Source organism: Salinimicrobium xinjiangense DSM 19287, from assembly GCF_000423585.1.
In the GTDB taxonomy this organism is placed as follows: Bacteria; Bacteroidota; Bacteroidia; order Flavobacteriales; family Flavobacteriaceae; genus Salinimicrobium; species Salinimicrobium xinjiangense.
Genome location: NZ_AUIG01000024.1, coordinates 18,013 through 44,028, shown reverse-complemented (window position 1 = coordinate 44,028; position 26,016 = coordinate 18,013). Strand labels below are relative to the sequence as shown.

Below are 26,016 nucleotides of genomic sequence, written 5' to 3'. Positions count from 1 at the left end.
CTTAATTCAGTTGTGTTTGATATGCAACAGCATACATTTTTAATTGTTTTATCATACTAACAAGACCATTTGCCCGGGTAGGGGATAAATGCTCTTTCAGACCTATTTCGTCTATAAAAGCAGTATCTGCTTCCAGAATGTCCTTTGGATGTTGATTTGAATAGGCTCTTACCAGAATAGCAATAATTCCTTTGGTGATTATGGCATCACTATCTGCAGTAAAGATCAGTCGATCTCCCTGAAGTTCGGCATGTACCCACACCTTACTCTGACATCCTTTTATTAGATTATCTTCCGTTTTATATTTCTCTTCAATGAGAGGGAGGGATTTACCAAGTTCGATCATATGTTCATACCGCTGCATCCAGTCGTCAAACATTTCAAATTCCTCCACAATCTCTTCCTGTATTTTCTTGATGTTACTCATTTCAATCTATTTTGATTAAGGTGAAAAGTGGCTCATTGTTTATAGAATAAACGAAGATTTCCTGTCCTGTCCTGTTCAGTCTGGAAACCTTTTCAAGAGAAGAAAGAATTTGTCTTTCCATTTCCATTTTCCCTTCACAATGTTTTCTTGTATTCATGGGAGTGGAAAATTCAAGATTATTTCCATGCTGGTTGTAATGAGCCGAAAATTGGTTACATCCGGTATTTCCTGAAACCCTGTTTCCAATAGGATTAAATTCTAAAATTATTTTTTCAGAGACAATTTTTTGACCATCTATCTCCGAAATCTGGTAATCTCCATCAAGACTTTCATCTGTGACCGTATCGGCAGTGTTGGCACATGACAATAAAATCAGGGAGAAAAACAATAGCAGGAAATTCTTCATTGCCTGAACTTTAGGATAACATATTTTTTGCCCTTTTGACTGCCTCTACAAAGCTATCAATTTCTTCTTTAGTATTGTAAAATGCAAAGGAGGCTCTTACAGTACCAGGAATTTTATAGTAATCCATGACCGGCTGAGCACAGTGGTGACCCGTGCGCACAGCAATTCCCAGTTTGTCTATAATTGTCCCGATATCATAGGGATGTATTTCTCCAATATTGAAAGAAATCACGGCAGTCTTTTCTGCTGAAGTACCATAGATCCTCAAATTTTCTATCTCCAGAAGTTTTTCTGTAGCGTATTCCAGAAGCTCGTGTTCGTAAGCTGCGATCGCTTCAAAACCTATTTTGTTCATGTAATCCAGGGCAGCTCCAAAAGCAATTCCGCCGCAGATATTGGGCGTGCCTGCTTCAAATTTGTGAGGGAGGTCAGCATAGGTGGTTTTTTCAAAAGTAACCGTAGCGATCATCTCTCCACCTCCCTGGTATGGAGGCAATTTTTTAAGCCACTCTTCTTTTCCGTATAGAACCCCAACACCTGTTGGTCCGCACATTTTATGAGCAGAAACGACATAAAAATCGACATCCAGTTCCTGAACATCGGCCTTGATATGTGGTGCGGCTTGTGCACCATCTACAAGAACTGCCGCTCCTACTTTATGTGCACTTTTTATTATATCTCCTATAGGGTTTACTGTGCCTAAAGCATTTGAAACGTGATTTACAAAAACCAGCTTCGTTTTTTCCGAAAGAAGTTTCTGAAATTCATCCATTCTTAACATTCCCTGGTCATTCATAGGAATCACCTTCAATTTGGCGCCTGTCTTTTCACAAAGCATTTGCCAGGGCACAATATTGGAATGGTGTTCTAAAGCCGAAACTATAACCTCGTCTCCTTCCTGCAGCAAAGTCGAAAATCCGCTTGCCACTAAGTTAATAGCATTTGTAGTACCCGAAGTAAAGATGATCTCGTGAGATTTAGCGGCATTGAAGTGCTTCTGAATCTTTCTACGGGCTGCTTCGTAGGCATCTGTAGCTTCCTGTGAAAGCGTATGGACCCCGCGATGAATATTGGCGTTATAGCGGGAGTAATAATCCACAATTGCGTCTATAACCTGCCGGGGCGTCTGCGAAGTTGCTGCGTTGTCGAAATAAACCAGGGGTTTCCCGTTCACCTCCCTTGAGAGGATAGGAAAATCTTTGCGGATAGATTCTACATCAAATTTTATTTCGGAAGAGGCGACTTTCATCAGGTGATATTTATAGGATCTTAAATGCTGTAACCAACACTAACTCCTAATTTTAAAGCAATAATTTTTGTGATACGGGCTTTTAGCTCCGGGATTTTCACACTTTCCAGAACATTATTGGCGAAAGCGTACATAAGCAATGCACTCGCTTCTTTCATAGGAATCCCGCGGGAACGAAGATAAAATAAGGCTTCATCGTCTAACTGTCCAATAGTACAACCGTGGCTACATTTTACATCATCGGCAAAGATCTCCAGCTGAGGTTTGGAATTAATTGTCGCTTTATCGTCCAGCAGAATATTGTTATTGGCCTGAAAAGCATTTGTCTTTTGCGCTTCTTTATTTACAATGATCTTTCCGTTAAAGACTCCGGTTGAAGATTCGGCAAAAACTCCTTTATAATCCTGATGGCTTTCACAATTTGGTTCTATATGATGAACCAGGGTATTGTGGTCCACATGCTGCTTTCCACCAATAATGGTTATTCCCTTTAAGGTAGAATCAATGCGCTCTCCCTTTTGGTAGAAATTCAGGTTGTTCCGGGTAAGATTTCCGCCGAAAGAAAATGTATGTACAGAACAAACGCTTTCCCGGTGTTGCTCAATAAAAGTATTGTCAATCAAAGAAGCAGAATGGTTGTCATTCTGAATTTTGTAATAATCCACAATAGCTCTTTTGTCGGCATAAATTTCCGTAACAGAATTTGTCAGTACAGGATGATCTGTCAAACTCTGGTGTCTTTCAATGATCTGTACTTGCGAATTCTCACCCACAACAATAAGATTTCTGGGCTGTACAAGTAGTGCAGATTCATTTCCGGTAGAAAAATTGATCACCTGTATGGGCTTTTCGGCAAGTGTGTTCTTTGGGATATTTATGAAGGCACCTTCTCTGGAAAAAGCTGTGTTAAGAGAGGTGAGACTTTCTTTTGGAGCAACAGTATTAAAATAATTATCAATTATAGGTTTATACTTGGAGCTGTTCAAAGCAGAAGACATCAAGCAGGCATCTATTTTTTCATGAGTCGTTGCCGACAAATGAGAAGCATATATCCCGTCAATGAAAACGATCTTATAGGTGTCTATATCATCAATGAAGTACTTCTCGACATCCCTGTAGTCAATGGTATCCTCCTTTTTTGGGAATACCGTATAGTCGTGTTTCAACACCTTATTTAAAGACGTGTATTTCCAGGCCTCCTGCTTTTTAGTAGGAAACCCCATGACCTCAAAATCTTTAATTGCCTGGCTTCTTATGTCGTGAAGATCTGTATTGACATCCACGTTCTCTTCAAAAGCCAGAAATGAGGATAATAATTTATCTTTTAATTCCATTGTTCTTTTTTCTTACTCCCCAAAAAAGGGAAAATTAAAAGGTTTTCTTTTCCGAAGCGAATTACGCTCCTACTTCTTCCTTGATCCAGTCGTAACCTTTTTCTTCGAGCTCGTATGCCAGTTCTTTACCTCCTGATTTCACAATTTTTCCGTCAAGCATCACGTGCACAAAGTCCGGAATAATGTAGTCAAGTAATCTCTGGTAGTGTGTAATCACCAGGGTAGCGTTATCTGGTCTCCTTAATTTGTTTACACCGTTTGCAACGATACGAAGGGCATCAATATCAAGACCGGAATCTGTTTCGTCAAGAATTGCCAGTTTTGGCTCCAGCATGGCCATTTGGAAGATCTCGTTTCTTTTCTTTTCTCCTCCCGAAAATCCTTCATTTAAGGAGCGGGATAGAAATTTACGATCTATTTCAAGCAGTTCTGACTTCTCTCTGATCTTCTTTAGCATTTCATTTGCCGGCATATCTTTAAGCCCTTTTGCTTTTCTATTGGCATTAATTACCGTCCTCATGAAATTTGTCACCGTAACTCCCGGAATTTCCACGGGATATTGAAAAGATAGAAATATCCCTTTATGTGCTCTTTCCTCGGCGTCAAGTTCAGTAAGTTCTTCGCCCTCAAAAAAAATTTCTCCCCGGGTCACCTCATATTCTTCTTTTCCTGCAATTACAGAGGATAATGTGCTTTTTCCGGAACCATTGGGTCCCATGATCGCATGTATTTCTCCCGGATTAATTTCGAGATTAATGCCTTTTAATATTTTAAGGTCTTCTGCTTTGGCGTGTAAATTCTTTATTTTAAGCATAGTTTGAATATTTCCTGAAATTTCAGGGTTTATCTTAGTCTTTGGTAACCTTTGGAACCGATCTTTCGGGGATATCCGGAGAAATCTCCAGTACTTCTTTGATGATCACCAACTCTTCCCAGCCATCGCGACCGGGATTTTTAATGATCTCTCCTTTTACCACTACCGGGATCATATGGAATTCATCCCGCTTCATGGGTTCAATAGAATCGGCCAGTTTCTTACTTGTGGAGTCGATACGAACTCCATATATGTAATTTTTGCCCTTGAGTACAGCCGCGTCAGAGAGAAAAATAAATTCTCCTTCCAGAGTAGGAATACTGTCCTTTGCAACAACGGGAGTACTATCTACCTCCTCGGAAGCAGAATCTCCTCCACAGGCTGTAAACATTACAAGCATTGTAAGTATGGCAAAAATATATCTTATCATTTGTTATAGTTCTTATCCTACAGATCCTTCAAGAGATATCTCTAATAGTTTCTGAGCTTCAACTGCAAATTCCATAGGCAGTTTGTTAAGCACTTCTTTGCTAAAGCCGTTCACGATCAAAGCAATTGCTTTTTCAGTATCGATTCCGCGCTGGTTGCAGTAAAATATCTGGTCTTCTCCAATTTTACTGGTGGTAGCCTCGTGCTCCACTTTAGCCGATTTATTCTTTGTTTCTATATAGGGGAAGGTATGAGCGCCACATTTATTGCCCATCAACAGGGAATCACATTGAGAAAAGTTTCTTGCGTTTTCTGCCTTACTGTTGATCTGGACCAGTCCCCTGTAGCTGTTCTGACTTTGACCGGCAGAGATCCCTTTTGAAATTATAGTACTTTTTGTATTCTTTCCAATATGGATCATCTTAGTGCCCGTATCTGCCTGCTGATAATCATTGGTCACCGCAATAGAATAAAATTCTCCTACAGAGTTATCTCCTTTAAGGATACAGCTCGGATACTTCCAGGTAACAGCCGATCCCGTTTCTACCTGTGTCCAGCTAATCTTCGCATTCTTTTGGCAAATTCCGCGTTTCGTAACGAAGTTGTAAACCCCGCCTTTTCCATGCTTATCACCCGGATACCAGTTTTGAACGGTAGAATATTTAATTTCGGCGTTGTCAAGCGCAATCAATTCGACGACAGCAGCATGTAACTGGTTCTCGTCTCTTGATGGTGCGGTACAACCTTCAAGGTAACTAACATAACTACCTTCATCGGCTACAACAAGGGTTCTTTCGAACTGTCCTGTTCCCGCCTGATTAATTCTGAAGTATGTTGACAGCTCCATAGGGCATCTCACTCCCTTAGGTATATAGCAGAAAGAACCGTCACTAAATACTGCCGAATTTAAGGCCGCATAATAGTTGTCTCTTTGAGGAACAACACTTCCAATATACTTTTTAACCAACTCGGGATGTTCCTGAATGGCCTCGCTCATGGAGCAGAAAATAATTCCTTTTTCGGCCAGAGTCTTCTTAAACGTAGTGGTCACAGAAACCGAATCCATTACCACGTCTACCGCAACTCCTGCCAGTTTTTTCTGCTCGTCAAGGGATATACCCAGTCTTTTGAAGGTATCCAGCAATTCGGGATCTACTTCATCAAGACTCTCATATTTTGGCTTTTTTGAAGGGGCAGAGTAATAGGAGATGTTCTGAAAATTTGGTTTTTCATAGTGAACATTAGCCCATTCTGGTTCGATCATTTCCTGCCATGCACGAAATGCCTCCAGGCGCCAGTTAGTCATCCATTCCGGCTCATTCTTCTTCTTAGAGATCGCCCTTACTATTTCCTCATTAAGCCCAACAGGAAAAGTATCAGATTCTATATCTGTATAAAATCCGTACTTATACTCCTTGCCCTCGAGCTCTTTCTTTAAATCGTCTTCTGTATATGCCATCTTCTTATGTTCCTGGTTTAAGGTTTAAAGTTGAAGGTTTTTAAGCTTTAAACTTTATTCCTTTTAATTCACTTTTTTGCAGATAATTAATGAAGGAGCTTATCTGCTTGCTCAAAAGGATTAATTTGTCATAAAGAATAACAAACTCATCCTGCTTTATGTATTTCCTATCGAGTGCTCTGTATAATTGGGATCTCGTTTCCCCACAAGAGGCTTTCGCTATTGCCAGAAATTGAATAAATTCTCTGTTCCCGTTTCGTTCAAATCCTTCAGCAATATTATCCATAATAGATCCTGAAGAACCGTTTAACTGGTTGTATAGTTTAAAGTCAGATTTTAATTCTGTTTCTTGTTTAATCTGAAAGATATCATTGCAAATCCCACGAGCGCTCGCCCAGATCTCCAGATCTTCAAAATTCTTCACTGTCCCCATTAACCTTAAACCTTAAACTTTAAACTTTGAACCTAGAGAGAAAATGATTCTCCACACCCACAGGTTCTGTTCGCGTTTGGGTTATTGAATACAAAACCCTTGCCATTAAGACCTCCGGAATATTCCAGTATGGTTCCGGCGAGGTAGAGCACGCTTTTTTTGTCTACAACGATTTTTACATCATTATCTTTAAAAAGCCGATCGGTTTCACCCTGGGTTTTGTCGAATTTCAATTCATATGACAAGCCCGAGCAACCGCCGCTCTTCACTCCTACCCGAACAAAGTCGCGCATGGCGTCATAACCATCCTCCTGCATGAGATTAGTTATTCTCTGTTTAGCGCTTTCACTTACCTTGATCATGCTTATAAAGATTAATTCTAAATTAAGTGCAAATATAATACAAACAATAGGTTTTACCATGGTAAAACTCATTAGAAAAAAGAATCACAGCATTGGTTTGAGCTATTCCTCGAGATCCTTCTAATGACGGGCTTTTAAGGATTAACTTACTGGCAATCAGGCGGAAGTGTTATGCTGTTTTAAGTCATGTCCTAAAAAGGGTATTTTCTCCCGATCTTTCCTGAAATGAAAATATAAGCCTTAATTTTGCACAAAATATTGCACAGTATTATGTTTGAAAACAGTCGGGAAAGCAGGACAGACCTTTCAGAATATGGTGAATTCGGGCTTATTGACCATTTAACAGCAAACTTCAGAATTACTCCGGAGCATACCCTGAAAGGAATAGGTGATGATGCCGCGGTACTTGATTTTAAAGATCAAAAGGTGGTCGTAACTACCGACCTGCTGGTGGAAGGGGTGCATTTCGACCTTTCCTATATGCCTCTTAAACATCTGGGATATAAAGCGGTGATGGTTAATCTTTCAGATATATATGCCATGAACGCTACTCCCCGGCAGATCACTGTGTCTATCGCAGTTTCCAACAGGTTTCCGGTAGAAGCTTTGGAAGAGCTTTATGCGGGTATTGAACTTGCCGCAAAATTGTATAAAGTTGACGTGGTAGGAGGGGATACTTCTTCCTCCACTTCGGGAATGATCCTTAGTATTACCGCTCTTGGGGCGGCAAAAGAAGAAGAAATTGTTTACAGAAACGGGGCAAAAGCTAATGATCTTCTCGTTGTGACCGGGGATCTGGGTGCCGCTTATATGGGATTGCAGATCCTTGAAAGGGAAAAGCAGGTATTTAAAGTAAACCCTAAATCTCAACCAGATCTTGATCCTTATACTTACCTGATAGAGCGGCAGCTTAAACCTGAAGCCCGGCAGGATATTCCACCATTGTTTAAAGCTTTGGAGTTAAAGCCGACTTCCATGATCGATATTAGTGACGGTTTATCTTCAGAAACAATTCATCTGTGCAAAAACTCGAAAACCGGAGTGAACCTTTTTGAGGAAAAAATTCCGCTGGATCCTTCTGTAATTTCGGTATGTGAGGAGTTTCAGCTCGACAGCACAACAATTGCCTTGAGTGGTGGCGAAGATTATGAGTTGTTGTTTACTATAGATCAACAGGACTATGACAAGATAAAAGCTAATCCTAACTTTACCGTAATAGGACACATGACAGAGGAAGCCGAAGGTATGCATTTGATCACCCGGGCCAATCAAAAGATTCCGCTGATAGCGAGAGGCTGGAATGCGATGAAGAAAGAAGATTAAGAAGCCTCAGAAAGGATGTTGTTTGAAATCTCTGCTTTTTTAAACATCTTTCTGGAACATCTTCTTTTGTAATAATTAGATAAAAACTCGTTGGTTTCTCTAAACTTGGGGGTAAGTTTTTCCATAAATCCCTGGGCAGTGTCTGTCCTTTCTTCTCCACAACAGCTGCAGCGGTACTCTCTGATGTGTTGAGTGATGTTTTGTGAAACTTCAAACCTATGGCCAATTATTGCACAAATCCAGGCTCCGGGAGAAAACAAAAGGGGCTTTTTATTTTCCATTTTAACAAGAGTTTTGTAGGTTATTAAAATTGAAAGTATATAAACTTTTTTAATTAATCGACAAAAAACATCATTTTTTCGATGAAATACACAATTCTATAAATTTTCTTTTATTTTCTATGTAGGAAAGATGTCCGCCTGAAAATGTGATGAAAGTACAGCCGGAGCGGTTTGCTAAGTTGCTAAGGTCTTTTAAGTTGACCAGTGGATCTTCTCTTCCTGCTACAATGATCTTATTTCCGGAAAAGCTGCTGAGCACATCTGTCCGATTTGTACGAATTTTCATACCTTTTAGAGCGGCGCTGATTCCTTTGGTGGGAAATTTCATTGCTCTTTTTTTCAGCTCTTCAATTTCTTCAGAAAACCTTTCAGTATTATTCGGAGATAGCAGATTATTAATAGCCATACTTATGTAGGCTCGTTTATTTTTCTGCACCAGTTCCACCGATCTGTCGCGGATCTCTTTTTTCTCTTCGGAATCTGCCTGAGAAGTAGAATTAAGTAACATGAGGTCCTTCATCATTTCAGGATGTTCTTCGAGAAAAGCGAGACTCACATATCCTCCCATGGAATGACCTATAAAATTGGCCTTTTTGACACCTAAGGTTTTGAGCACTTCATGAACTGCACCCGCCATGAGTTCCATGCTGTGTACCTTCTCAATACAACCCGACCTGCCATGCCCCGGCAGGTCGATTGTGATAACCTTGCCATATTTCGAAAACTGCGGAAGAAATTCTTCCCAGATCTCCGAGGACTCTAAAAATCCGTGCAACAACACAGTCGCATCTCCTTCGCCTACGACTGAGTAGTGAATGTCTGCTCCGCGGAAGTTTAGAATCATATTGTTGTCTTTTAATGTTGCGGGTTACGAGTTACGAGTTACGGGTTGCTGAAAAAACCTTAAACCTTAAACTTTAAACCTTGAACTATGAGTTCATGATCTCTTCGATCTCTTCAACTTCTATAGGAATGTTGCGCATAAGGTTGAATGGTTCTCCTTTTTCCTGTATCACCACGTCGTCTTCAAGACGTATTCCAAAGCCTTCATCGGGAAGATAAATTCCGGGTTCTACAGTAAAGACCATATTTGCCTTCATGGGTTCATATAACAAACCGTAATCATGAGTATCCAATCCTATATTGTGGGAAGTCCCATGCATGAAGTATTTTTTGTATGCCGGCCATTCCGGATCCTCATTCTGTACATCAGCTTTGTCCAGAAGTCCGAGGCCAAGCAATTCTGAAGTCATTAGCTTTCCTACTTCCTTGTGATATTCAGCCCAATCGGCACCGGGAACAAGCATTTTTGTGGCGTCATTCTTAACTCTGTTCACGGCGTTGTAAACATCCTTCTGGCGTTTTGTATATTTTCCGGAAACAGGAATTGTCCGGGAAAGATCGCTGGCGTAGTTCGCGTATTCGGCACCGGTGTCCAGTAAAATGAGTTCCCCTTCCTTACACTGCTGATTGTTCTCAATATAGTGGAGCACGTTAGCATTGTTCCCGCTTGCGATAATAGGAGTGTATGCGAAACCTTTGGAGCGGTTCCTTATCATTTCATGCCAGTATTCTGCTTCAATTTCATATTCCCAAACTCCGGGCTTTACAAATTTTAATACTCTTCGGAAGGCTTTTTCCGTAATATCACAGGCAGTCTGCATCAAATCAAGTTCGATAGGATCTTTTACTGAACGCAGACGTTGAAGGATGGGATTACTTTTTGCCACGCGATGAGCCGGAAATTGTTCTTTGCACCACTTAATGAATCTGGCTTCCCTGGTTTCGGTCTCCACGTTTGCCCTGTAGTGTTCATTAGTATTGAAGTAAACTGTATCGCATTGGGTCATAACTTCAAAGAATACTTTTTCGAAATCCTTTGGCCAAAACACATTTTTGATACCCGATACTTCCAGGGCTTTTTCTTTGGTGAGTTTTTCACCTTCCCAAACTGCGATATGATCATTGGTTTCAGTAAGGAAAAGCATCTCTCTGTGCTTTTCTGAAGGAGCATCGGGGAAAAGTACCAGAATACTTTTATCCTGATCCACACCGCTTAGATAAAAAAGATCTCTGGCTTGTTGGAAAGGCATTGTACTATCTGCTCCAATGGGATAAATGTCATTGGAATTAAAAACAGCCAGGCTATTAGGCTGCATTTCCTGGGTAAAATTCTTGCGGTTTTTGATGAACAGATTGCTGTCTATTTGATGATATTTCATGGGAATTTTTTAGTGTGTGCCACAAATTTAAAAAATTAAACCCGAGAAGCCTTGGAAAAAGACCGGAAGCATAGCCGGTTTAAATAAAAATTGAGGAAGCTACCGATAGACTAAAAAAAACGTTTTCGTTTTTCTCCGGAACAGACAGAAAATCTCTTCTCATCCTTCTAAATAAGAGCCTTTTGAGTCTTCTTTATACTTATTCTAAATAATGACTAAATAAGAAGGAATGTTTGCTAATGAAGTGAAAGGGCGTATTTTTGTTTCACTTTATTAAAACAATCATAAATTTTATGGCAAAATCTGCGCTATTAAAGTCATCGCTTGCGAAAAAGTACTGGATGGCTTTCACCGGCCTGTTTCTATGTTTATTTCTGGTTGGCCATCTTGCAGGAAACCTGCAACTCTTGGCTGCCGGAGAGGGGGCGAGGGACCAGTTCAATGAATATGCTCTTTTCATGACCACGAATCCCATTGTTCGAGTGTTGTCTATAGTTACTTTTGCAAGTATACTTTTTCATGTTATTGATGGAATTATCCTCACCGTTAATAACAGAAAGGCGAGACCTGAGGGATATGTGAGTTTCAAACCTTCCACCAACTCAAAATGGTCTTCACGTAACATGGGTATTTTGGGAACGGTGATCCTTGCCTTTATTATCATCCACCTGATCAACTTCTGGGGGCAAATGAAATTTGGAGGTCTTGACGATACCGTATATCAAACGGCAAACGGAGAAACGGTTAAAGATCTTTACACACTAACCATAAGAACTTTTCAGGATGCTGAAATGGGTCTTATCTGGGCAATTATTTACCTGATCGCGATGATCGCTATCGGTTTCCACCTGTACCACGGCTTTGGAAGCGGTTTTCAGTCTCTTGGGATCAACCATCCTAAATACAATACTTTCGTAAGAAGGGTGGGGGTGGGCTTTGCTATTATTGTTCCGCTATTGTTTGCCATCATTCCGTTTTACATCTATTTTGTACTGGAAAAAATTTAAGCTATGGGAGTATTAGATTCAAAAGTACCACAGGGGCCGTTGGCCGAAAAGTGGGTTAGCCATAAAAATGAGATCAACCTCGTCAATCCTGCCAATAAACGAAACATTGATGTTATAATCGTTGGAACAGGACTGGCAGGTGGAAGTGCTGCCGCTACTCTGGCAGAACTGGGATATAACGTAAAAACTTTCTGCTACCAGGATTCGCCGAGAAGAGCGCACTCCATTGCCGCACAGGGTGGGATCAACGCAGCTAAGAATTATCAGGGAGACGGAGATTCAGATTACCGACTTTTTTACGATACAGTAAAAGGAGGTGACTATCGTGCCCGGGAAGCGAATGTTTACCGTCTTGCAGAAGTTTCCGGAAACATCATTGATCAATGTGTTGCACAGGGAGTGCCTTTCGCCAGAGAATACGGCGGACTCCTTGACAACCGCTCTTTTGGAGGGGTGCTCGTTTCAAGGACCTTCTACGCTAAAGGTCAGACGGGTCAGCAATTGCTCTTAGGTTGTTATTCTGCCATGAACAGGCAGATCAACCGCGGAAAAATAAAATCCTACACCCGTCATGAAATGCTTGACGTGGTACTTGTCGATGGTAAGGCCAGGGGTATCATTGCCCGTAACCTTGTTACCGGTGAGATCGAAAGGCACAGTGCTCATGCTGTAGTTATAGCTTCGGGTGGATATGGGAATGTTTTTTTCCTTTCTACCAATGCAATGGGAAGTAATGTGACTGCAGCCTGGAAAGTGCACAAGAAAGGAGCATTTTTCGCTAATCCCTGCTTCACACAAATTCACCCGACTTGTATTCCGGTTTCAGGAGAGCATCAGTCCAAGTTAACGCTTATGTCAGAATCCCTGCGGAATGACGGACGTATCTGGGTTCCGAAGAAACTGGAGGATGCCAAGGCAATCCGTGAAGGTAGACTGAAACCAACCGAACTGGCTGAAGAAGACAGAGATTATTATCTAGAAAGACGTTATCCGGCTTTTGGTAACCTGGTGCCACGTGACGTGGCTTCAAGAGCTGCCAAGGAACGTTGTGATGCCGGTTTCGGAGTAAATAAAACGGGAGAGGCTGTATATCTTGACTTTAGCGACGCATTTATGCGCTACGGAAGGGAAGCCGTTTCCACACAAAAAATAGAAAATGCTTCCGAAGAGCAAATAAGAGAACTTGGAGTAGCCGTTGTAGAGGCTAAATATGGAAACCTTTTCCAGATGTATGAGAAGATCGTGGATGAAAATCCTTACAAGACTCCAATGAAGATCTATCCCGCAGTTCATTATACCATGGGAGGTCTTTGGGTAGATTATAATCTTCAGACAACCGTACCCGGCCTTTATGCTGCCGGGGAGGCCAACTTCTCAGATCACGGAGCGAACCGGTTGGGAGCTTCAGCTTTGATGCAGGGACTGGCCGATGGATATTTTGTACTTCCATATACTATGGGAGATTATTTGGCAAACGACATTAGAACCGGACCAATTTCAACAGATCTTCCCGAATTCGAGGAGGCCGAAAAGAACATCCGTGGACAAATGGAGCGTTTTATCAACACAAAAGGCACCAAGTCTGTAGACTACTTCCACAAGCGTCTAGGAAAGATCATGTGGGATAAAGTAGGAATGTCAAGAAACGCAACTGGATTGAAGGAAGCTATTTCAGAAATTAAAGCTTTGAGAGAAGAATTCTGGAAAGATGTTCGTGTTCCGGGAATTATTGATGGAATGAATCCCGAACTTGAAAAGGCAGGTCGTGTAGCAGATTTTCTTGAACTTGGAGAATTGTTCGCTAAGGATGCTCTTCACCGGGAAGAATCCTGTGGAGGACATTTCAGAGAAGAACATCAAACTGAAGAAGGGGAAGCCCTTCGTGACGACGAGAACTTTATGTATGTAGCCGCCTGGGAATACACCGGCGAACCTGCAGATGCAGTGTTGCATAAGGAAGACCTGGTTTACGAAAATATTGAAGTTAAAACGAGAAGCTATAAATAGATATGAGATGTTAGTATTGAGAAGTGAGATCTTTTTCTCGTACTCAATACTCAGTACTCAATACTCAATACTATAAAAAGATGAATCTTACACTAAAAATATGGCGTCAAAAGGATGCCGCTTCAAAAGGAGGAATTCAAACCTACCAGTTGGGAGGGGTGGAACCCGATATGTCTTTTCTCGAGATGCTTGATGTTCTTAACCAGGAATTGATAGATAAGGGAGAAGAGCCTGTAGTATTTGATCATGACTGCCGTGAAGGTATCTGCGGGACCTGTAGCTTACAGATCAACGGAGAACCACATGGACCTGACAGGGGAATTACCACCTGTCAGCTTCACATGAGGATGTTTAAGGATGGAGATACCATTACTATTGAACCATTCCGTGCAAAAGCGTTTCCGGTGATCAAGGATCTTGTAGTTGACCGCTCTTCATTTGAAAGAATTCAGCAGGCAGGAGGATATATTTCTGTAAACACTTCCGGAAATACTCAGGATGCAAATTCAATTCCGATTCCAAAAGACAAAGCAGACGCAGCTTTTTACGCAGCTACCTGTATTGGATGTGGGGCCTGTGTTGCAGCCTGTAAGAATGCCAGCGCAATGTTATTCACTTCAGCTAAGGTGAGTCAGATGGCTTTATTACCGCAAGGAGAAGTGGAGGCCGATCGCAGAGTACTTGCAATGGTTGAACAAATGGATAAGGAAGGTTTCGGGAACTGTACTAACACAGGTGCATGTGAGATAGAATGCCCTAAAGGGATCTCTCTTGAGAACATTGCCCGTATGAACAGGGAGTACTTAAGAGCCAGCGTAAAATAGCATTTTTGACACCTAATATTTCTGAAGATCCCGGACTTTGCAGTTCGGGATTTTTTTTAGACCTTAAAGAAAAAACGAATGTCAGCAGTCAGTAATATATCTTCTAAACTTCCGAAGCACGAGACCAGTATTTTTTCAGTTATGTCAAAAATGGCCTATGAGCATGGTGCCGTGAATCTTTCTCAGGGCTATCCGAATTTTGAGACAGATAAACATCTAAAGGAGCTTGTTTACCAGGCAATGCTGGATGGTCACAATCAATATGCGCCTCTGGCGGGAATAGCACCCTTAAGGGAACAGATCGTTGATAAAATCGAAAGACTGCACGGCAAGAAATATGATAAAGATGCTGAGGTAACAGTGACCAACGGTGCTACCCAAGCCCTATTTTTGGCTATTACGGCTTTTGTCAATCCCGGTGATGAGGTGATAGTATTGAAACCCGCGTATGATTCCTATGAACCGGCAATAGAACTTAACGGTGGGATTCCGGTACTTATTCAATTGGAAGGCAAGGAATACAAGCTGAATTTTGAAGCAGTTAAGCAAAAGGTCAGTGAAAAAACCCGGATGCTCATTATCAACACTCCGCACAATCCCAGCGGGAATGTATTCAGCAAATCAGAAATGCAACAACTGGAAAGTTTGTTAGAGGGAACAGATATTATCCTTCTAAGCGATGAGGTGTATGAACATATTATTTTTGATGAGGCGAAACATTACAGTGCTTCGGCTTTTCCTGAGCTCTCAAAAAGGGCAATTGTTTGTGCTTCTTTTGGAAAAACATTTCACAACACCGGGTGGAAAATGGGTTACTGTGTTGCTCCCGAAGTACTTATGGCCGAAATATGGAAAGTAATGGAGGTGAACGTTTTCTGCGTACATCATCCTACACAGCGTGCCTTTGCAGAATACCTGAAAACACCTGAACATTACCTGGAACTCGGGAATTTTTATCAGGAAAAAAGAGATAGATTCCTTGAGCTTATTAAAGATACTGCCTTTAAATTCAAACCTTCCAAAGGCACTTATTTCCAGCTGCTGGATTACTCTCAAATAACAAATGAGCCCGATGTGGATTTCTCCCGCAGACTAATTAAAGAGTTTGGTATAGCAAGTATTCCCGTCTCAGCCTTTAATAAAGATAAGGTGGATCACCGGCAGTTGAGGTTCTGCTTTGCCAAGACAGATGAAACGCTGGAGAAGGCCGCAGAAATCTTAGAAAGGATTAAGTAGAGGTTTACTCTTCCTCATGCTTTCTAAGGTTGTCATTGATATATGCCCTTACAATCTCTGTAGTAACTCCAAACACAACATGGGCAAGCAACTCATGCGCCTGAGTTTTAAATGGCACCTTGTCGGGACTTTTTTCTAACCCCATTAGCGGCAGACCGGTTTCGTGAGTAGAAGCCCAGGTAGTAGCTCCAAGTATGGCCCCGTCTACTATATTCATCTGGTCACTATCTCTTTTTCCATAGCCATAAATAGCTCCGACAGTAGCTCCAAGTGGTAGATTCACAAGCTGCTCCACAATCCCCTCGTTCTCCAGCTTAATAGGGGTTCCAATTAACTTAGTTGAAAATTTATCCATGACCTTTATCTGGGCAGATCTCTGGTCGATCTTGCGGACTTCCAGAAAACGTTCCACACCTGCTTTAACAGCGGTTCCAATGAGACCTGCTACAAAACCTGCCAGTATTCCACGGGAAGTATTTGAAGGAAAAGAATCTTTTTCAAAAAATGATTGTAAACTCATAGCTTTGTTCTTTTTATTGGAATAAAGCTATTTAACTTCTCCTGCCAATCCAACCATTTAACACGCATTTAGCAGGGAATTCTTGATATTTTATAACTTTACGTATGACACAAATCTTAAAGACAGCACTCCTTCAGGCAAATCTGGACTGGGAGAATATATCTCAAAATGTTACTAATTTTGAACAGAAGATAAAGGAACTTCCGCAAGAAGTGGATCTTATAATTCTTCCTGAAATGTTTTCTACCGGCTTCTCCATGAATGCCGGGAATCTTGCAGAGCCCGAGAATGGCCCTACCTTTCGATGGATGCAAAAAATGGCTTCTGAAAAAGATGCGGCTGTGACGGGCAGTCTTATAATATCTGAAAATGGCAATTTTTACAATCGTTTATACTTTGTTTATCCCGACGGTTCCTTTCAAAAATATGATAAACGCCACACCTTTACTCTGGCAAAAGAAAATGACACCTACGCTTCGGGGAAAGAACGTCTCATTGTTGAATACAAAGGCTGGAAGGTCTGTCCGCTGGTTTGTTATGACCTGAGATTTCCTGTATGGGCCCGAAATACAGAAGGCTATGATCTGTTGATCTTCGTGGCTAATTGGCCCGCAGCCAGGGTTGCTGCATGGGACACGCTTTTAAAGGCACGGGCGATCGAAAATATGAGCTACTGTATTGGAGTAAACCGCGTAGGCAGGGACGGCAGCGATTTAAATTACGTAGGACATTCTGCAGTATATGACAGTCTTGGTAAGCAGATATCGGGAGCTCACGATGAATCTGAATTTACCGAAATTGTGGAACTGGACAAAGATCATTTAAAGGAAACGCGGTCACAGTTAAAGTTCCTTCAGGATCGGGACAGGTTTACGGTACATTAGGCCCTTCTGGCACAACTGCAGGTTGACTGACATCAAAGGTTTGGGTGACATCCCAGTTTGGCCTCACCTCAATAGGTTCGGGAAAATAAACTACCTGTTCCGGCTGTCTCCTTCTCATAAAACTTCCTGTGTCCCATATCTCATTTTGGTTTTGATCATATATGAGACGAAGCAAATATTTTCCGGGTTTGATATTATTGAAATTTATAGCTGTTCTTTCGGTACTATACCTTTCGGCCACAACTTCTCCTTTATCTGTAGTAATTTGAATGATCACGGGAAATTCCAAAACACCCTGCAAATTCACGATCAGGTTGCCACGGTCGGCAAGAGCCGGTGTCCTTAGCTGAGATCTGAGGGTGTCATTTTCCCTTCCGAAGAAATCTGTGAATGCTCCCGGAAAGGCTGTAACCCTGTAGGTGGATCTTTCGGATTTGCTGAAGGAAAGAACGTACTCGTTTCTCCAGCGATCATAACTCCCGGTAAAGGCTACCTGCACAGTATCCTGATCCAGGATCCTTACAAGTGAGTCATTGACACTAACCAAAGGTACCGTCGGCCTGATCCTCAGGTCTTGTTGCAGCTCCAGGCCAGATGTAGGTTCGAAACTGAATTGAAGGGTATCTCTCTTCATGGTTCTTAATCTGGCAATGATTGTGTCTGTGACCCTCGGGGTCTTGACGACAAATTTAAGGGTATCTCTTTCCAGATTAGGTTTGTACCAATAGTGTAAAGTATCTGTCGTAACGTCTTTGGTAATCCGGGATTCGAAATCTTCAGGAACATTTAGAGCATTGATAGAAACGCTGTCGGCTATCATCAGTCCGCGGTAACCAAAAATAAGATGTTGCTGTGCTTTTTGCTGCGGACGTTCGAACGTTCCATCCAGTAGCTCTTTGAAAAGTGTGAGATCGAACTCCTCATCTGTAGGAATGTTTATAAATTCATCTGCAAAAGCTATTTTATCTGAATTAGGATCAAAGGTGTAGTTGTTGTTAACATCTCTCATACCTACTAATTGATACGTTCCTTCTTTTAAATTGTTCAATTGGAAAGTCGTTGCGCTATCAAGAGTGTTGGTGATATATCTCGGCATACTCGAATAAACCACAGAATCATGGTAAGTAGAATCTACTTCATAAAGCATCACAGTAATAAAAGGATCTGCTTCTTTTCGAATGGCATCCCTTACCCGTCCCCTTAGGGCAAGAGAATCAATATAAGGACCTGTAGAAAAAGCATAGGTGAAAAAGCTGAGAGGATTTCCCTCATTGTTATCGGTAATGCTTCTGCCAAAGTTAATTGTATAGGTGGTTCGCGGCTGTAGCGTATCATTTATCCTTATACGTACAGACCTGCTGGCGGTACCTAGAGGTGTTATCTCCGGCCGTGGATCCATAGGTGGCGAAATTATTATTTGTCGCTGTGGATCTGAAAGTTTAATGTATTCATTGAAAAAGATCCTTATCTCCCGGGCATCAAAGTTGGTAGTGAAATTATCGGGTCTTGCCCTAACGTACTGCGGCGGCTCCTCGTCAAGTGGCCCGCCATCTGGAGTACCTCTTTTTGCACAGCCCCAGATGGCAGAGATCATGGATAGAATAATCAGAAGATTTAAACCGATTTTTTTCATACTGCAAAGAAACAATTTATTCTTTTAATCCTGAAGTCTTAATGGGTAACGGCCATGGTGGCAATGCTGATTCTTAACCCCGGAATTTTGAGTAGTTTTTGTGCGCATGCTTCCAAAGTTGCCCCCGTGGTGACAAGGTCATCTACCAGTAGCACATGTTTCCCTTCCAGAAGTTCGGCATTTTTTACTACCAGGGTTTCGTCAATATTTCCCCAGCGTGCAAATCGTTTTTTGACAGTCTGGGTTTGAGTCGCAGTAACTTTGAGCAAAACTTCATCATAAAATTCTGCATCGAGTGCTTCGGCAATTTGCTGACCAAATTTTGTGACCTGATTATAGCCTCTTTTATTGAGCTTCTGCCTGTGCAGGGGAACAGGTATCACAGCATAAATTTCCTGCCACTCAGGGAACTTCTTTAATTCACTACCTAACCAGTCTCCCAGAAAATCTCCTATTTCCTCATGACCGCGATATTTGAGGTTGTGAATTAGTCTCTGTACCATTCCTTTTTTTTCAAAATGAAGTAAGGAGACGGCATTCTCTACAGGAATTCTTCCATAGAAGATCTTTTCGACCGCATTATCCTTCTCCAGATGCTGGTTCGTGACAGGGAGTTCATGCAGGCAGGTTGTACAAAGGATTTTTTCATTAGCATTTAAAGGGTTTTCACAGCCATGGCACATCCTAGGATAAAGTAAGTCTAAGAAATCGTGAAACATTTGTTAAGAAATTAGTTGTGGGGGAATTAAAACTCCTAAATTTACAAAGTAAAACCGTTAAAATCATTTATTATGACAGACCAGAAAAGTAATAATGCCTTAAAGATCCTTACCGGAGTTTTGGCAGTAGCTTTGGTTGCATTGGGTATTTATACTATTAAATTTTATAATGAAGAAAAAGAGAATCAGGAACTATTAAAACAGGAGAAAGCTGTTATAGAAGGTGAACTAAATGACCTTATTATCAAATATGATGAGGCCATAGGGAATAATGAAGAACTGGATCGGGAGCTTGTTGCTGCACGAGAAAGGATCGTGGCTTTAAGAGATTCTGTTCAGGATATGGAGGCGAATCTTGCCTTAATTGCCCGTTACAGAAGAGAAGTAAGTAACCTAAAGGCCGAAAAGGAGCAATTGTTCAGGGTCGTGGATAGCCTTAGTAACCAGAATCAGCGGCTTATAACTGAGATTGACAGTACTAACAATGTGCTGCTGGAAAGAACCCGGATTTCCGATTCTCTTCAGGTACAGACCCGGGCTATGGGAGCCAAAATAGATCAGGCTGCACAGCTTAAGGTGAGTAATCTTAGAGGAGAAGGTGTAATTGAAAGGAATAGTGGAAGACTGGTTGAGAATGACAGGACCCGAAGAGTAGATAAAATAAGAACCTGTTTCTCACTTACGCCTAATGCACTTGCCGAAGCAGGGGAAAAAGATCTCTATGTACAGGTGTACAATCCTAACAACGAACTGGTGGGAGACCAGATTGCTGTACAGCATGATGGCGGAGTGATGGTTTACAGCGCGGCTACAAAAGTTTTCTATGAAAATGAGGAGCTGGATGTTTGTATCCTGGCCAACACAGTTTCTGACAGACTCATCGAAGGAAATTATAAGGTACTGGTTTATGAGGGTACTAATCTAATTGGTGCGACCAGTTTTAGTCTCAGATAAACTTATTAGTAATTAATCAAACCGCCCTGAACTTAATCGGGGCGGTTTTTTTATTTTTGTCCTATGGCAAAACAAGAAGATTTTTTTAAGAACGTAATTTCCCATGCCAAAGAGTATGGGTACATATTTGCATCCTCCGAAATTTATGACGGTTTAAGTGCTGTTTATGATTATGGGCAAAACGGTGCAGAATTAAAAAAGAATATCAGGGATTACTGGTGGAAAAGCATGGTGCAGCTGCATCAGGAGATAGTAGGTATTGATGCTGCTATTTTAATGCATCCTACTACCTGGAAAGCCTCGGGACATGTCGATGCTTTTAATGATCCGCTAATTGATAATAAGGATTCAAAAAAGCGATACCGGGCCGATGTTCTGGTAGAGGATCATGCTGAAAAAATTCTTCAGAAAGCACAAAAGGAAATCGAAAAGGCGCGTAAACGCTTTGGAGATGCCTTTGATGAAGAGCAATTTGTCAATACCAATGACAGGGTGCAGCGGTATCTAAATGAAAGGAAAGAGATACTTGAGAGATTGGGGCGTTCCCTGACGAATGAAGATCTTAAAGATGTAAAAGCTTTAATAGAGGAATTGGGTATTGCCGATCCCGAAACAGGATCAAAGAACTGGACCGAAGTGCGACAGTTCAACCTTATGTTCGGCACCAAGCTGGGAGCCTCTTCAGAGACTGCTTCAGATCTGTATCTACGCCCTGAAACAGCTCAGGGTATTTTCGTTAATTTTTCCAACGTTCAGAAGACCGGAAGAATGAAAATACCTTTTGGAATAGCTCAAACGGGAAAAGCCTTTAGAAATGAGATCGTGGCAAGGCAATTTATTTTCAGGATGCGGGAGTTTGAGCAGATGGAAATGCAATATTTTGTACGTCCGGGTGAAGAGCTCGAATGGTATGAGCACTGGAAGGAAGTGCGTCAAAAATGGCATTTTTCGCTGGGCTTAGGCGAAGAGAACTATCGCTTCCACGATCATGAAAAACTGGCTCATTATGCCAATGCCGCGACAGATATAGAATTTAATTTTCCGTTTGGATTTAAAGAGTTAGAAGGTATACATTCCCGAACGGATTTTGATCTTAAGGCTCACGAAGAATTTTCGGGAAGAAAACTCAGGTTTTATGATCCCGAATTAAAGGAGAATTATGTGCCCTATGTGATCGAAACTTCCATTGGCCTTGACAGGATGTTCCTGGCTGTACTTTCAGCCTCACTAAAAGAAGAGGAACTTGAGGATGGTAGCTCCAGAACGGTCTTAAAATTACCGGCCATACTTGCTCCCTATAAGGTAGCTGTCCTCCCGCTGGTCAAGAAGGATGGTTTGCCGGAGCTCGCCCGCGAAATTGTAGACGAATTAAAGTGGGACTTCAATGTACAATATGATGAAAAGGACGCTATAGGCCGCAGGTACCGAAGACAGGATGCTGCGGGAACTCCGTTTTGTATTACTGTAGATCACGATTCTCTTGAGGATAAAACCGTCACCGTGCGACATCGCGATAGCATGGAACAAAAAAGAATTCATATATCTGAGTTGTCAAAACTAATTCTGGAGGCGACAGATTTAAAGCATTGGCTTAATAAGTAGGTCTTTTCTGTTTAAATTGAGTTAAAAAAGAGCAAGTCTATAGGAATTGTTCTTTTTTTTGTTCCAACTCTGGCTAAAATCTTAACTTTAAAACATAAAGCTCCCTACATGGTCAAGAAATACTTTTTTCCTGTCCTCATGTTCCTTTTGTACATGGGGTTGTACGGTCAAACAATACAACAAAAATCCGGTCCTGTATCTCACGGACTGGCAAAGCCTTCACGTACTGCTCCCTTATCGACAAAAGAATTAATTGCACCTAATAAGGAACTAAAGGAAGTCAACCCGAAGAACCGAAGTGCTAATCGCATTGTTCCCGGGAAAGGTTTCCCCCGAACCGTAGATGCTGCCTGGCAAAAAGAGCCGGGGCAGGTGCCTATGAAGGCGCCAATTATCACCTTTGATGCAGCCAACACTTTTCACACTCCAACAGATCCAACGGGTGCTGTTGGTCCTAATCACTATGTGAATGCCTGGAACAGTGGATTTTCCATCTTTGACAAGGAAGGAAATCTTCTTTCCCCACCGGCCGATCTTGAAAGTCTTGGCGGAGAATTCACTAATGAAGATCTTGGAGACCCCATTGTAGTTTATGATCAATTCGCCGACAGGTTTCTCATTACGCAATTCAGTGACTCTCCCAACAGTCTTTTGGTGGCTGTTTCCCAGGGACCCGATCCTGTTAATGACGGCTGGTATACCTATAGATTTGAAACAGGTACATTTCCCGATTATCCTAAATTTTTTGTGTGGAGTGACGGGTATTATGTGACCACCAACCAGGATCCGGAAGATGAAGATATTCATGAGGTGGTTTTTGTACTGGAAAGAGACAGGATGCTGTTGGGAGAAGAAGCCCGCCATGTAGGTTTCCCATTGCCGGGAGTAAGAGTCAACGGGTTTTACAGCCCCGCGGCTTTTAATGCCGTAGGAGAAGAAATGCCGGCTCCCGGAAATTCGCCGATCATTTATTTTCAGGATGATGCATGGATGGGAGTAAATGAGGATAATTTGAAAATATGGTTAGTCAATGTAGACTGGAATGATATATCGAATTCTACAATTTCAGAATCACAGGAACTGGGGCCCTCCGAAGGAGTCACACCGTTTCATAGTACCTTCGATGGCGGAAGCTTCAGAAACCTCTCACAACCCGGAAATGCTCCCGATGTTGATGCTTTGCAGGGAGCAATAATGTATCCAACATCTTTCCGAAGATTTGAGACGCATAATTCGGTAGTCTTCAATTTTGTGGTTGATATAGATCCTACCGTGGTTGAGCATGCCGGTATACGTTGGTATGAATTAAGACAGGATGCCGGAGGTGGCCCCTGGAGTGTTTACCAGGAGGGGACATACGCGCCAGATATGAATGATCGGTGGTGCGGAAGTATAGGTATTGATAAATACGGAAATATTGGAATGGGTTTTACAGTGATGAATGATAATCCTGAAGAACCTCTATACCCTACTTTGAGATTCACAGGCAGATATGCCGGAGATCCTCTGGGGGTTATGACATTCCAGGAAGAAACTGTGGCTGAAAGTACCGTTCCCAATAATAGTAATCGGTATGGAGATTACGCCCACACCAGTATCGATCCCATTGATAATGAAACTTTTTGGTACAATGGGGAGTATTTTATGGGGGGATCACGCCTAAATAAAGTGGGTGTTTTTAAAATAGCACCTCAATTCGCTAAAGATGTTGGGGTGACAGCCATTCTTGCCCCCGTCTCTGCTACTCTTGGTAGTGAAGAGAAAATAACTGTCACACTTAGAAATTTTGGAAGTGAACCTCAGTCAAATTTTGAAATCTGGTATAGAGTAGGATCGAATGATTGGGTAAGAGAAATGTTTACCGGAACAATTGCACCTACGAGTCAAATTGAGTTTACCTTCGCCCAGGCTGCTGATCTCTCACGCGTTGGAGATAGCTATGAGATCCTGGTAAAGACCAACCTGGTGGGTGACAGGGATTTTGGCAATGATTTCCATGCAGAAACAATTATCAATTTACCTCCTAAGGACATTGGTGTGACAGAAATTCACAGCCCAGTATCAGATAATGACCTTGGAATAGAGGATGTTGTCGTAAGCATACAGAATTTTGGGGGAGAGCCCCAGAGTAATTTTGAAATTGGATACCGGCTTGATGATGGTGAATTCATTAGAGAGACAGTAAGTGAAACCGTCTTACCAAATTCGGAGATCTCTTACACCTTTACACAGCCTGTGGACGTTAGCGAGAGTGGGATTTATTTAATTACTGTTTCCACTTTTCTGGCGGGAGATTCAGGGCCTGATAACGACAGCTCAAGTCAAACTTTTGCCAATCTCAGCTGTATCCCCGATGGTTCTTCCTGTGCTTTTGCCGATGGAATAAATGCCTTTTATCTTGAAGAAATAGTCAATACTAATATTTACTGTACTACCGGCTACAATAATTTTATTGGGATGTCTACCCGGCTGGATCGCCAAAGAGGAGTATACCAGGTGGGAGTAAGATCTAATTCGACCAGCGAATTCTCCATGTGGATAGATTTTAATGACAATGCGGTATTTGAACCCGAAGAAATGCTGGTTCGATCGGGTGATCTTAGATCATCAAATTTAATAACCATCTTTGAATTTAATATACCTGAAGATGCCCCGCTGGGGGAACATATTTTACGTGTCAGAGCAGGGGATCCCCGTTTTCAGGGGAATGTCAGTGATCCATGTAGTGTAATGCAATTTGGAACTACAGATGATTATTCCGTCGTTATTGTAGATGGACTTGAAGAGTCAGAAATTCAGCAGGGGGAATTAGTGATAAGTTCTTCAGGAGAGAATATCTTTGACATTCGGTTTACAACTACATATCAAAATCCGCTATGGTTAACTGTACACAACCTGTTAGGACAAAAACTGGTGGAGAATATGGTGCGTAAAGGTCAGAATACATTTCCTTATACGCGGGATACATCGGGTAAAGAACTTGGTAGTTATCTTTATACATTAGATATGTCTTATGCCGCACCGGGAGTTTACCTGGTAAGATTGGGCACCCGGGAAGAAGGACGGGTGCAGCGAATATTAGTTAAAACAGCAAAATTTTCAGAATCAGAATGAAGATAATTTCTTACAATGTCAATGGAATTAGAGCAGCAATAAGAAAAGGATTTATAGAATGGCTTGATAAAACAAATGCCGATGTAGTTTGTCTCCAGGAGATCAAAGCGACTCCAGAGCAGTTTGATCAGGAACCCTTTGAAGAACTCGGCTATAAATTCAACTCCTGGTTTCCGGCAGTTAAAAAAGGCTACAGCGGAGTAGCTATCCTTAGTAAAATAGAGCCCAAAAATGTCATTTTTGGAACCGGAATAGATTACATGGATTTTGAAGGGCGCAATGTAAGGGTAGATTTTGAAGATTTTTCGGTGATGAGCATGTATTTACCCTCGGGAACGAATATTAACAGGCTGGAACATAAGCTTCAGTATATGGCCGATTTTCAGGAATATGTTGATGAGCTGAAACAGGATCTTCCTCACCTGGTGATCTGTGGAGATTATAATATTTGCCATGAAGAAATTGATATTCATGATCCTGTAAGGCTAAAGAACACCTCCGGTTTTCTACCGGTGGAGAGGGAATGGCTTGGTAACTTTATGAAGAGCGGATTTGTTGACTCTTTCAGACAGTTCAATGCTGAACCTGGTCATTACTCTTGGTGGAGTTATAGGGCTGGAGCACGTGGAAATAATAAGGGCTGGAGAATTGACTACCATCTGGTGAGTGAACCCTTGCAGGACCGGGTGAAACGTGCAGTAATTTTACCCGATGCGCAACATAGTGATCATTGTCCCGTTCTTTTGGAAATAGAATAGATCGACCAAATAATATTTA

25 protein-coding genes are annotated in these 26,016 nt (G+C 41.7%); 10 read left to right on the top strand and 15 right to left on the bottom strand.

The window, feature by feature from the left end; all coding sequences use genetic code 11:
- Position 1 precedes the first annotated feature (1 nt).
- The 9 genes from G564_RS0110100 to G564_RS0110060 form a co-directional block, all read right to left on the bottom strand.
- A complete protein-coding gene (locus G564_RS0110100; RefSeq protein ID WP_029037563.1) occupies positions 2-427 on the bottom strand; it encodes a SufE family protein in 426 nt (141 codons plus the stop codon).
- 1 nt (position 428) lies between these two features.
- Positions 429-833: an META domain-containing protein gene (locus G564_RS0110095; protein WP_084625618.1), complete on the bottom strand. Its 405-nt coding sequence runs from the start codon at positions 831-833 to the stop codon at positions 429-431.
- A gap of 10 nt (positions 834-843) precedes the next feature.
- Positions 844-2,082 carry an aminotransferase class V-fold PLP-dependent enzyme gene (locus tag G564_RS0110090; RefSeq protein WP_029037561.1) on the bottom strand — a complete coding sequence of 413 codons (1,239 nt, stop codon included), beginning with the start codon at positions 2,080-2,082 and terminating at the stop codon, positions 844-846.
- Positions 2,083-2,102: 20 nt separating this feature from the next.
- Positions 2,103-3,416: a Fe-S cluster assembly protein SufD gene (gene sufD, locus G564_RS0110085; protein WP_029037560.1), complete on the bottom strand. Its 1,314-nt coding sequence runs from the start codon at positions 3,414-3,416 to the stop codon at positions 2,103-2,105.
- A 61-nt stretch (positions 3,417-3,477) separates the two neighbouring features.
- Positions 3,478-4,230 carry a Fe-S cluster assembly ATPase SufC gene (gene sufC, locus G564_RS0110080; protein ID WP_029037559.1) on the bottom strand — a complete coding sequence of 251 codons (753 nt, stop codon included), beginning with the start codon at positions 4,228-4,230 and terminating at the stop codon, positions 3,478-3,480.
- A 34-nt stretch (positions 4,231-4,264) separates the two neighbouring features.
- The gene (locus G564_RS19040) at positions 4,265-4,660 is read right to left on the bottom strand and encodes a hypothetical protein (protein ID WP_156879214.1); all 396 of its coding nucleotides are present in this window, start codon (positions 4,658-4,660) and stop codon (positions 4,265-4,267) included.
- Positions 4,661-4,672: 12 nt separating this feature from the next.
- Entirely contained in the window at positions 4,673-6,118 is a 1,446-nt protein-coding gene (sufB, locus tag G564_RS0110070) for a Fe-S cluster assembly protein SufB (RefSeq protein WP_029037558.1), read from the bottom strand.
- Between the two features lie 40 nt (positions 6,119-6,158).
- On the bottom strand, positions 6,159-6,551 hold the full coding sequence (locus G564_RS0110065; protein ID WP_029037557.1) for a four helix bundle protein: 393 nt from the start codon (positions 6,549-6,551) through the stop codon (positions 6,159-6,161).
- A 32-nt stretch (positions 6,552-6,583) separates the two neighbouring features.
- On the bottom strand, positions 6,584-6,913 hold the full coding sequence (locus G564_RS0110060; protein ID WP_029037556.1) for a HesB/IscA family protein: 330 nt from the start codon (positions 6,911-6,913) through the stop codon (positions 6,584-6,586).
- 270 nt (positions 6,914-7,183) lie between these two features.
- On the opposite strand from G564_RS0110060, the gene thiL reads away from it, so the two are divergent.
- A complete protein-coding gene (gene thiL, locus G564_RS0110055; protein ID WP_029037555.1) occupies positions 7,184-8,236 on the top strand; it encodes a thiamine-phosphate kinase in 1,053 nt (350 codons plus the stop codon).
- Here thiL and G564_RS19035 read toward each other — a convergent pair.
- The 3 genes from G564_RS19035 to G564_RS0110040 form a co-directional block, all read right to left on the bottom strand.
- On the bottom strand, positions 8,233-8,517 hold the full coding sequence (locus G564_RS19035) for a hypothetical protein (protein WP_211224627.1): 285 nt from the start codon (positions 8,515-8,517) through the stop codon (positions 8,233-8,235). The genes thiL and G564_RS19035 overlap by 4 nt on opposite strands.
- A gap of 70 nt (positions 8,518-8,587) precedes the next feature.
- Entirely contained in the window at positions 8,588-9,361 is a 774-nt protein-coding gene (locus tag G564_RS0110045; protein ID WP_029037554.1) for an alpha/beta fold hydrolase, read from the bottom strand.
- A gap of 85 nt (positions 9,362-9,446) precedes the next feature.
- Positions 9,447-10,739, bottom strand: coding sequence for an aminopeptidase P family protein (locus G564_RS0110040; RefSeq protein WP_029037553.1), 1,293 nt, complete (start codon positions 10,737-10,739; stop codon positions 9,447-9,449).
- 293 nt (positions 10,740-11,032) lie between these two features.
- On the opposite strand from G564_RS0110040, the gene G564_RS0110035 reads away from it, so the two are divergent.
- From G564_RS0110035 to G564_RS0110020, 4 genes are all read left to right on the top strand, one after another.
- On the top strand, positions 11,033-11,746 hold the full coding sequence (locus G564_RS0110035) for a succinate dehydrogenase cytochrome b subunit (RefSeq protein WP_051205390.1): 714 nt from the start codon (positions 11,033-11,035) through the stop codon (positions 11,744-11,746).
- 3 nt (positions 11,747-11,749) lie between these two features.
- Positions 11,750-13,753, top strand: coding sequence for a fumarate reductase/succinate dehydrogenase flavoprotein subunit (locus tag G564_RS0110030; RefSeq protein ID WP_029037551.1), 2,004 nt, complete (start codon positions 11,750-11,752; stop codon positions 13,751-13,753).
- Positions 13,754-13,833: 80 nt separating this feature from the next.
- Positions 13,834-14,577, top strand: a complete 744-nt coding sequence (locus G564_RS0110025) for a succinate dehydrogenase/fumarate reductase iron-sulfur subunit (RefSeq protein WP_029037550.1) — start codon at positions 13,834-13,836, stop codon at positions 14,575-14,577.
- A gap of 78 nt (positions 14,578-14,655) precedes the next feature.
- On the top strand, positions 14,656-15,813 hold the full coding sequence (locus G564_RS0110020) for a methionine aminotransferase (RefSeq protein WP_029037549.1): 1,158 nt from the start codon (positions 14,656-14,658) through the stop codon (positions 15,811-15,813).
- 4 nt (positions 15,814-15,817) lie between these two features.
- On the opposite strand, the gene G564_RS0110015 is transcribed toward G564_RS0110020, so the two are convergent.
- Positions 15,818-16,333, bottom strand: a complete 516-nt coding sequence (locus tag G564_RS0110015) for a DUF1440 domain-containing protein (RefSeq protein ID WP_029037548.1) — start codon at positions 16,331-16,333, stop codon at positions 15,818-15,820.
- Between the two features lie 104 nt (positions 16,334-16,437).
- Here G564_RS0110015 and G564_RS0110010 point away from each other — a divergent pair, with 104 nt between their 5' ends.
- Positions 16,438-17,217 (top strand): amidohydrolase, encoded by a 780-nt coding sequence (locus tag G564_RS0110010; protein ID WP_029037547.1) that lies wholly within the window; start codon positions 16,438-16,440, stop codon positions 17,215-17,217.
- On the opposite strand, the gene G564_RS19030 is transcribed toward G564_RS0110010, so the two are convergent.
- Together G564_RS19030 and G564_RS0110000 are read right to left on the bottom strand one after the other, a co-directional pair.
- A complete protein-coding gene (locus G564_RS19030; RefSeq protein ID WP_051205389.1) occupies positions 17,204-18,850 on the bottom strand; it encodes an Ig-like domain-containing protein in 1,647 nt (548 codons plus the stop codon). The two genes, G564_RS0110010 and G564_RS19030, sit on opposite strands and share 14 nt — an antisense overlap.
- A gap of 38 nt (positions 18,851-18,888) precedes the next feature.
- Complete coding sequence (locus tag G564_RS0110000; RefSeq protein WP_029037546.1) at positions 18,889-19,569, bottom strand: ComF family protein; 681 nt, start codon at positions 19,567-19,569, stop codon at positions 18,889-18,891.
- 72 nt (positions 19,570-19,641) lie between these two features.
- On the opposite strand from G564_RS0110000, the gene G564_RS0109995 reads away from it, so the two are divergent.
- From G564_RS0109995 to G564_RS0109980, 4 genes are all read left to right on the top strand, one after another.
- Complete coding sequence (locus tag G564_RS0109995; RefSeq protein ID WP_029037545.1) at positions 19,642-20,523, top strand: hypothetical protein; 882 nt, start codon at positions 19,642-19,644, stop codon at positions 20,521-20,523.
- A gap of 63 nt (positions 20,524-20,586) precedes the next feature.
- Positions 20,587-22,125: a glycine--tRNA ligase gene (locus G564_RS0109990; protein ID WP_029037544.1), complete on the top strand. Its 1,539-nt coding sequence runs from the start codon at positions 20,587-20,589 to the stop codon at positions 22,123-22,125.
- 108 nt (positions 22,126-22,233) lie between these two features.
- The gene (locus tag G564_RS0109985; RefSeq protein WP_029037543.1) at positions 22,234-25,239 is read left to right on the top strand and encodes a GEVED domain-containing protein; all 3,006 of its coding nucleotides are present in this window, start codon (positions 22,234-22,236) and stop codon (positions 25,237-25,239) included.
- Positions 25,236-25,997 carry an exodeoxyribonuclease III gene (locus tag G564_RS0109980; RefSeq protein ID WP_029037542.1) on the top strand — a complete coding sequence of 254 codons (762 nt, stop codon included), beginning with the start codon at positions 25,236-25,238 and terminating at the stop codon, positions 25,995-25,997. Before G564_RS0109985 ends, G564_RS0109980 begins: the two co-directional genes overlap by 4 nt.
- The last annotated feature ends 19 nt before the right edge of the window (positions 25,998-26,016 follow it).